This is a genomic window from Stenotrophomonas sp. STEN031 (genome assembly GCF_056759975.1).
In genome coordinates this window covers 1-6,770 of record NZ_JBRREA010000101.1, presented here as the reverse complement: position 1 = coordinate 6,770, position 6,770 = coordinate 1, and the positions used below count along the sequence as shown (strand labels likewise).

Genomic DNA, 6,770 nt, shown 5'->3' with positions numbered 1-6,770 from the left:
GGGGTGTGGGGGGTGGGGGGGCTCACCACTCGCCCCCCCGCCGACTGCCGACAAGCACTCCCCCCCCCCCCCCGCCCCGGCGCGGCCCCCCCCACTACAGACCCCGCTTTTGCTCAAAGCCCCTCTCCCACTTGCGGGAGAGGGGTGAGGGTGGCTGTTGCGGCTTTATCGGTAAGGCCGCTGCCGAGCATGGCTCGGCACTACAGATCCCGCTTTTGCTTAAAGCCCCTCTCCCGTTTGCGGGAGAGGGGTTGGGGTGAGGGCAGCTGTTGCGGTGTTAGCGGGAAAGCCTCTGCCGAGCATGGCTCGGCACTACCTTGTTCCGGCATGCTCTAATCGCGCACCTGCTGCTGAAGGATGTTGTCGTTGTCTACTTCTGCTTTCCAGCCTGTGGCGGCCAATGAGCGCATCGCCACCTTGGACGTGCTCCGCGGCTTTGCCCTGTTCGGCATCCTGCTGATGAACATGGAAGCCTTCAGTGGCCCGTTGGACATGTCCTTCACCGGCATCGACCCGCATTGGCAGGGGGGCGACTACTGGGCCGATGCCTTCGTCTATGTCTTCGTGCAAGGCAAGTTCTTTACCCTGTTCTCGCTGTTGTTCGGTGCCGGATTCGCGGTGATGGCACAAAGGGCCAGCAGTGCCGGGCGCGACTTCACCCGCTTCTACCTGCGCCGCAGCCTGGGCTTGCTGATCATCGGTGTGTTGCACGCGCTGCTGCTGTGGTCAGGTGACATCCTGGTTGCTTATGCGCTGCTGTCCTTCGTACTGCTGGCCTTTCGCGAGGCCCCGCGCAGTTGGTTGCCGGCATTGGGAACACTGGCCTATCTGGGCGCAGCTGTACTGATGTTGCTGCTGGGAGCCTTGATGCAGTTCGCCCCCGCCGATGCCGCAAGCACGCAGGCCGCTGCTGCGGTGAATGCGATCGAAGCGCAGCGGCAGGCGTATGCGCATGGCAGTTACCTGCAGGCGGTGGCGCAGCGCCTGCGAGACGTGGGGGCGTCACTGGGGGCGCTATTGGTCGTGGGCCCTCAGGTGTTGGGCATGTTCCTGATCGGCGCGTGGTTCGCGCGCAGTGGCGCCATCGCCGACACTGCGCGCTATCCGCGGCTGTGGGCGGGACTGCGTTGGTTGCTGTTGCCGGCGGGCCTGATGGTGATGCTGCTGGGTGTCTGGTTGCATCCGTATAACGCGCCGGGGCGATTCGATATGCGTAGTGCCGGTGCCTATGCGCTGACGGCGGTTGCCGGTTTGATGATGTGTCTGGGCTACCTCGCATGGGGTGTGCGCTGGAGTCGCCATCTGCAATGGTTGGCGCCGGCCGGGCGCATGGCTTTGAGCAATTACCTGGGGCAGTCCCTGGTATGCACGCTGGTCTTCTATGGTTATGGCCTGGGTTGGTTCGAACAGATGGGGCGCGCGGCGCAACTGCTGTTCGCGGTTGCACTGTTCGCCTTGCAGGTGCTGCTCAGTCAGCTATGGTTGCGACGTTTCCAATATGGCCCGGTAGAGTGGCTGTGGCGTGGGTTCACATACTTGCAATTGCCACCACTTCGGCGCTGATGCATTCGGGATACTAAAATCCGGGGGGTGAACTCCCCCAAAGACGACGTTCTTGTTGTTGGCGCCGGTGCGACCGGCTTGGCCACTGCGTTGGCGCTGAGCGAGGCGGGCCGGCAGGTGCGGGTGATTGACGCTGGCAAACTTGGCGGCGCGACCTCGCACGGCAACTGCGGCACCATCACTCCCAGCCACGCACCGCCGCTGGCGGCGCCGGGCGTGCCGCTGCGCGCCTTGCGCTGGATGCTGTCGCCGCAGGCACCGTTGTATATCCCTCCGCGCCTTGATCCCGCGCTTTGGCGCTGGCTGCTGAAGTTCGCTGCGCGCTGCAATCGACACGACTGGCTGCGCAGCGCGCAGGGGCGCGCCGCATTGTTGAACGACTCGCGGCAACGTCTGGCCGATTGGGTGCAGCACTATCAGCTGGATTGCGAGTTCGCCGAGAAGGGTCTGGATTATGTGTTCCGCCAGCAGCGCAATTTCGACGTCCATGCGGCCGAATGCGGCGCGTTGGCCGAGCTGGGTATCGCCACCGAGATCATCGATGGCGGTGAGTACCTCCGTGCTGAGCCCGCGTTCAATGATGGCGTGGTTGGCGCGATCCGTTTCCCGGGCGATGCCAGTCTGCGCCCTGACCGCTACACCGCCGAGCTGGGACGGATACTGCGCGCGCGCGGCGTGTTGATCGAAGAAGACTGCTCGGTGCGGTCATTCGAACCGCACGGGCACGGCGTGCGCGTGCAGACCAATCGAGGCCGCCGCGATGCCGCCGAGCTGGTATTGGCGACCGGTGCATGGTCGCCACGGCTGGCTGCCCGATTGGGGGTGCGCGCGCCCATCCAAGCCGGCAAGGGCTATTCCATCACCGGCAGCTGCGCGGTGCAGGTGCCGAGCCGGCCGGTGGTACTGAAGGACCGTTCGGTATTTGTCATTGCCTGGGCGGAGCAGATGCGCCTGGGCGGCACCATGGAGTTTTCCGGGCAGGACCCGCGTTTGAATGGAACCCGCCTGCAGGCGCTGGAACAGGCAGCACGGCAGTATCTCCGCCAGCCAATTGGTGAGGTCATCCATGAGCGCTGGTACGGCTGGCGGCCGATGACCTGGGATGACATGCCGATATTGGGGCGCTCACCTTTGCATGCTCACGTCTGGCTAGCAGCGGGTCATGGCATGCTCGGCATCAGTATGAGCAGCGGGAGCGGACAACTGATGGCTGATTTGATCACCGGGCGGGCGCCCGCAATCGACCCTGCGCCGTATCGTGTGGAGCGTTTCCAATGAGTGCGCGCAATTACGATGTGGTGGTACTGGGGGGCGGCTCGGGCGGCTTGGCTGCCGCATTCCGCGCAGCATCCTACGGCGCCAAGGTGGCGATGCTGGAGCCCGCGCCGCTGGGCGGGACCTGCGTCAACGTGGGCTGCGTGCCGAAGAAGGCGATGTGGCTGGCCGCGGACCTGGCCGAGCGCATTGGACTGGCGCGGCGGATGGGTTTCGATGTGCCGGCGGAGCCGGGGCTGGCCTGGTCGACACTGCTGGAGCGACGCCAGCAGTACATCACCAATATCCACGCCAGCTATCAGAAGCGGCTGGATGAAACCGGGGTGGTGCGGATCAGCAATCGTGGGCATCTGATTGATGCGCACACCGTCGAGTGCGAGGACGGCACCCAGTTCCGGGCCGAACACATCGTCATCGCCACCGGCGCGCATCCGCTGAAACCGACTTTGCCCGGGGCCGAGCTGGGTGGTGTTTCGGATGATTTCTTCGCGCTGCAGGCGCGGCCCGGTCGCGTCGCCTTGATAGGCGGTGGTTACATCGCGGTGGAGCTGGCCGGGGTGCTGCGCGCCTTGGGCAGCGAGGTTGCGTTGCTGGTACGTGGGCAGCGTCTGCTGGACAAGTTTGATGCGGAAGTGGCGGACCAGTTGGCGGAAAACCTGCGGCTGCAAGGCGTGGAGCTTCACTTCGGTTGCAAGGTGGAAGCGTTGCAGCGGCAGCACGCGCAGATCCGCGCGCAGCTGCACAACGGCCCCGAGCAGGCGGTGTTCGACACGGTGTTGTTCGCGACCGGGCGCGGCCCGAACACGCAGGGGCTGGGCCTGGAACGGGCAGGTGTGAAGCTGGGCGAGAAGGGCCAGGTCGAAGTTGACGATTACCAGAACACCTCGGTACCCGGCATCTATGCGGTTGGCGACGTTACCGGTCGGGTGACCCTGACGCCGGTTGCGATTGCTGCCGCGCGCAGGCTGATGGACCGCGTGTTGGGCGGGCAGTCTCAGGCCAGGCTCGATTATGAGAACGTTCCCAGCGTCGTGTTCGCGCATCCGCCGCTGGGCAGTGTCGGTCTGAGCGAGGAAGAGGCGGGCAAGCGTTTTGGCAAGGTCAGCACCTATTACAGCCGCTTCCGGCCGATGCTGCAGGCGCTGGGGCAGGGTGAAGTGCGCAGCCTGTTCAAGATGGTCTGTGTTGGCGAGGACGAGAAGGTGGTTGGCATCCATCTGCTGGGCGAGGGCGCCGACGAAATCCTGCAGGGGTTTGCGGTGGCGGTGAAGGCCGGGGTGACGCGCAGGCAGATGGAGGAGACGGTGGCGATCCATCCGACCTCGGCTGAGGAAGTTGTGCTGATGCGCTGAGGGTGAGTGGGCCGCAGCAAAAACAGCAGCAACAGCACAAAGGCACCCCTCCTCAATCCTCCCCTGCGCTGCGCGCAAGGGAGGAGGCTGATCCTGCAGTCGCCGACAATGCTTCGGCCGTTGCTCCCTCCCGTTACCGTAGGCAAGGGGGAAAGGCCTGCTTGTGCGCCACTGGCGCGCACCCTGATGAACGAGCGAAGGCCATGCCTTCGGGCCGGGTGGGTTGCGGGTGCATGCAGTTGATCGTGCGGTTGCTCCCTCCCTTTGCCGTAGGCAAGGGGAGGGTTGGGGAGGGGTGCAGTTGATCTTGCTTCTTCTCCGGTAAGAAACTTGGTCCTACCCGCCAGCCCGTACAAATCCCTTGGCGCCCATAATAGAAAGCCATCTCCCCCGGATGCCGTAACAGCGTGACTGCTCCAAACCAGCGCGAGGCAACCATGGCCACGCCAACACTACCCACCAGCTCGCGTCGCTTGTTGATCAGTGGCCTGCTGTTGGCGGCCGTCGGCGCCATCGCTGCTTCCGGCAAGGCCGTGATCGTCAAACTCGCCTACCGGCATGGTGCCGATGCCACCGCCTTGCTTGCGCTGCGGATGATGATCGCGTTTCCGTTCTTCATCGCCATGGGCATGTGGGCGGCAAGGCGTGCGCAACCCTTGTCGGCTGGTGATCGTTGGCGCGTACTGCTGCTCGGCTTCAGTGGCTATTACCTGTCGAGCTATCTGGATTTCCTTGGCCTGCAATACATCAGCGCCACGCTGGAACGGCTGATCCTGTATCTCAGCCCCACGTTGGTGGTGTTGATCGCATTGGTGATGCTCAAACAACGGCCCACCCGCATCCAGATAGCTGCCTTGCTGGTCAGCTATCTGGGTGTCTTGCTGGCCTTCGGCCATGACATCCAGCTCGAAGGCCGGCGTACCTTGATCGGCTCGGCCCTGGTGTTTGCCAGTGCGCTGAGCTACGCGGTGTATCTGTTCGGCAGTGGTCAGGCGGTGGCACGGATCGGTGCGGTGCGCCTGACCGCCTATGCCAGCATGGTGGCCTGCGTGCTGTGCATCGGCCAATACCTGCTGTTCCAGCCGTGGGCAGCGCTGTGGGAGTACGCGCCGCCGGTGTACTGGCTGTCACTGCTCAACGGCACGGTCTGTACCGTCTTGCCGGTGCTGGCGATCATGATCGGGGTCAAGCGGATTGGTTCCTCGCTGGCCGCACAGGTGAGTATGCTGGGGCCGGTTTCCACGATTGTGCTCAGCGTATGGCTGCTCGACGAACCGATGGGCATTTGGCAAAGCGCCGGGACGGTGCTGGTGCTGCTGGGCGTGCTGCTGGTGGGCAGCGGCGTGGCGAAGAAGAAGTGATGAGCCCGGAGGCCAGTGCCGCCGCCGGGCATGCACGCATCCTCGAGGCGATTCGTGCCATTCCGCGTGGGCAGGTGCTTGGCTATGGCGAAGTGGCGGCCAAGGCCGGGCTGCCCGGAAGGGCAAGGCTGGTGGCGCGCCTGCTGGGCAACAATGAGGACCCGGAGCTGCCCTGGCATCGAGTGCTGCGCTCGGACGGTCGCATCGCAATGCCGGAGGGCTCGCGCGGTTGGCGCGAACAGAGCCAGCGGCTGCGGGCCGAGGGCGTGGCGGTGGAGAACGGCAGGGTGAAGCGGCCCAAACCGCCGCGCAGCCTGGACGAGGCGATCTGGGGCCCTGGCTAGCCGCTGCGGCTATGATGTAGCCAGTTTCCCCGGATGCCATCATGTTCCCGCGCCTACCCAAGATCACCCAGACGCTGTTGATCGCCAACGTCGTCCTGTTCCTGCTGCAGCAGTTGCCGCAAACGGCGGGCATCTTTACCCAGTTGATGCTGTGGCCGTTGGGTTCGCAGCAGTTCTTTGCCGACTCCCCGGGGTTTGAGCCGTGGCAGCTGTTGAGCTATGGCTTCCTGCATGGCGGCCTCGGCCACCTGTTCTTCAACATGTTGGCGCTCTTCATGTTTGGCGCGCCGTTGGAAATGACCTGGGGTGAGAAACGCTTTCTGACCTATTACATGGTCTGCGTGGTCGGTGCCGGCCTGTGCCAGTTGCTGGTGGCCGCATTTGCCGGTGAATACAACCCGGTGTTGGGCGCCTCCGGTGGCGTGTTCGGGCTGTTGCTGGCCTACGGCATGTTGTTCCCGAACCAGCGGGTGATGTTGTTGTTCCCGCCGATCCCGATGAAGGCACGCACTTTCGTGATCGTGTTCGGTGCGATTGAACTGCTGCTGGGCTTCACCGGCTGGCAGCCGGGCGTAGCCCACTTCGCGCATCTCGGCGGCATGTTGTTTGGCTGGCTGCTGATCCGCTACTGGCGCGGCCAACCGCCGTTCAACAAGCGCGGCCCACACCTGCGCCGCGTCAAATAACAAGCAACTGTGGGGCCGAGCCATGCTTGGCAAGGGCTCTACCAACAGAGCTGAAAGATGTAGTGCCGAGCCATGCTCGGCAGGGGCTCTACCAACAGAGCTGAAAGATGTAGTGGCGGGGGCCCACTGACCGCGGGGCCGGCCGCGGACCCCACACCCCACCGAGCAGGCCCGCCCACAGAAGTATTA

6 protein-coding genes are annotated in these 6,770 nt (G+C 64.4%); all 6 read left to right on the top strand.

Features of this window, described 5'->3' with window-relative positions; all coding sequences use genetic code 11:
• The first annotated feature begins 357 nt into the window (after nt 1-357).
• Nucleotides 358-1,563 (top strand): DUF418 domain-containing protein, encoded by a 1,206-nt coding sequence (locus ACVOLQ_RS22050; protein WP_481529311.1) that lies wholly within the window; start codon nt 358-360, stop codon nt 1,561-1,563.
• 27 nt (nt 1,564-1,590) lie between these two features.
• A complete protein-coding gene (locus ACVOLQ_RS22045) occupies nt 1,591-2,841 on the top strand; it encodes an NAD(P)/FAD-dependent oxidoreductase (RefSeq protein WP_481529310.1) in 1,251 nt (416 codons plus the stop codon).
• Complete coding sequence (gene gorA / locus ACVOLQ_RS22040; RefSeq protein ID WP_481529309.1) at nt 2,838-4,190, top strand: glutathione-disulfide reductase; 1,353 nt, start codon at nt 2,838-2,840, stop codon at nt 4,188-4,190. Before ACVOLQ_RS22045 ends, gorA begins: the two co-directional genes overlap by 4 nt.
• A gap of 437 nt (nt 4,191-4,627) precedes the next feature.
• Nucleotides 4,628-5,551, top strand: a complete 924-nt coding sequence (locus ACVOLQ_RS22035) for a DMT family transporter (RefSeq protein WP_481529312.1) — start codon at nt 4,628-4,630, stop codon at nt 5,549-5,551.
• Nucleotides 5,449-5,895 carry an MGMT family protein gene (locus tag ACVOLQ_RS22030; protein ID WP_481529308.1) on the top strand — a complete coding sequence of 149 codons (447 nt, stop codon included), beginning with the start codon at nt 5,449-5,451 and terminating at the stop codon, nt 5,893-5,895. Before ACVOLQ_RS22035 ends, ACVOLQ_RS22030 begins: the two co-directional genes overlap by 103 nt.
• A 41-nt stretch (nt 5,896-5,936) precedes the next feature.
• Complete coding sequence (locus ACVOLQ_RS22025; RefSeq protein WP_313494469.1) at nt 5,937-6,581, top strand: rhomboid family intramembrane serine protease; 645 nt, start codon at nt 5,937-5,939, stop codon at nt 6,579-6,581.
• Nucleotides 6,582-6,770 lie beyond the last annotated feature (189 nt).

Excerpts from the sequence above, each read along its gene's own strand:
- gorA (WP_481529309.1), top strand. The coding sequence starts at position 2,838 with ATGAGTGCGCGCAATTACGATGTGGTGGTACTGGGGGGCGGCTCGGGC.
- ACVOLQ_RS22050 (WP_481529311.1), top strand. The coding sequence starts at position 358 with ATGTTGTCGTTGTCTACTTCTGCTTTCCAGCCTGTGGCGGCCAATGAG.
- ACVOLQ_RS22035 (WP_481529312.1), top strand. The coding sequence starts at position 4,628 with ATGGCCACGCCAACACTACCCACCAGCTCGCGTCGCTTGTTGATCAGT.
- ACVOLQ_RS22030 (WP_481529308.1), top strand. The coding sequence starts at position 5,449 with ATGGCTGCTCGACGAACCGATGGGCATTTGGCAAAGCGCCGGGACGGT.
- ACVOLQ_RS22025 (WP_313494469.1), top strand. The coding sequence starts at position 5,937 with ATGTTCCCGCGCCTACCCAAGATCACCCAGACGCTGTTGATCGCCAAC.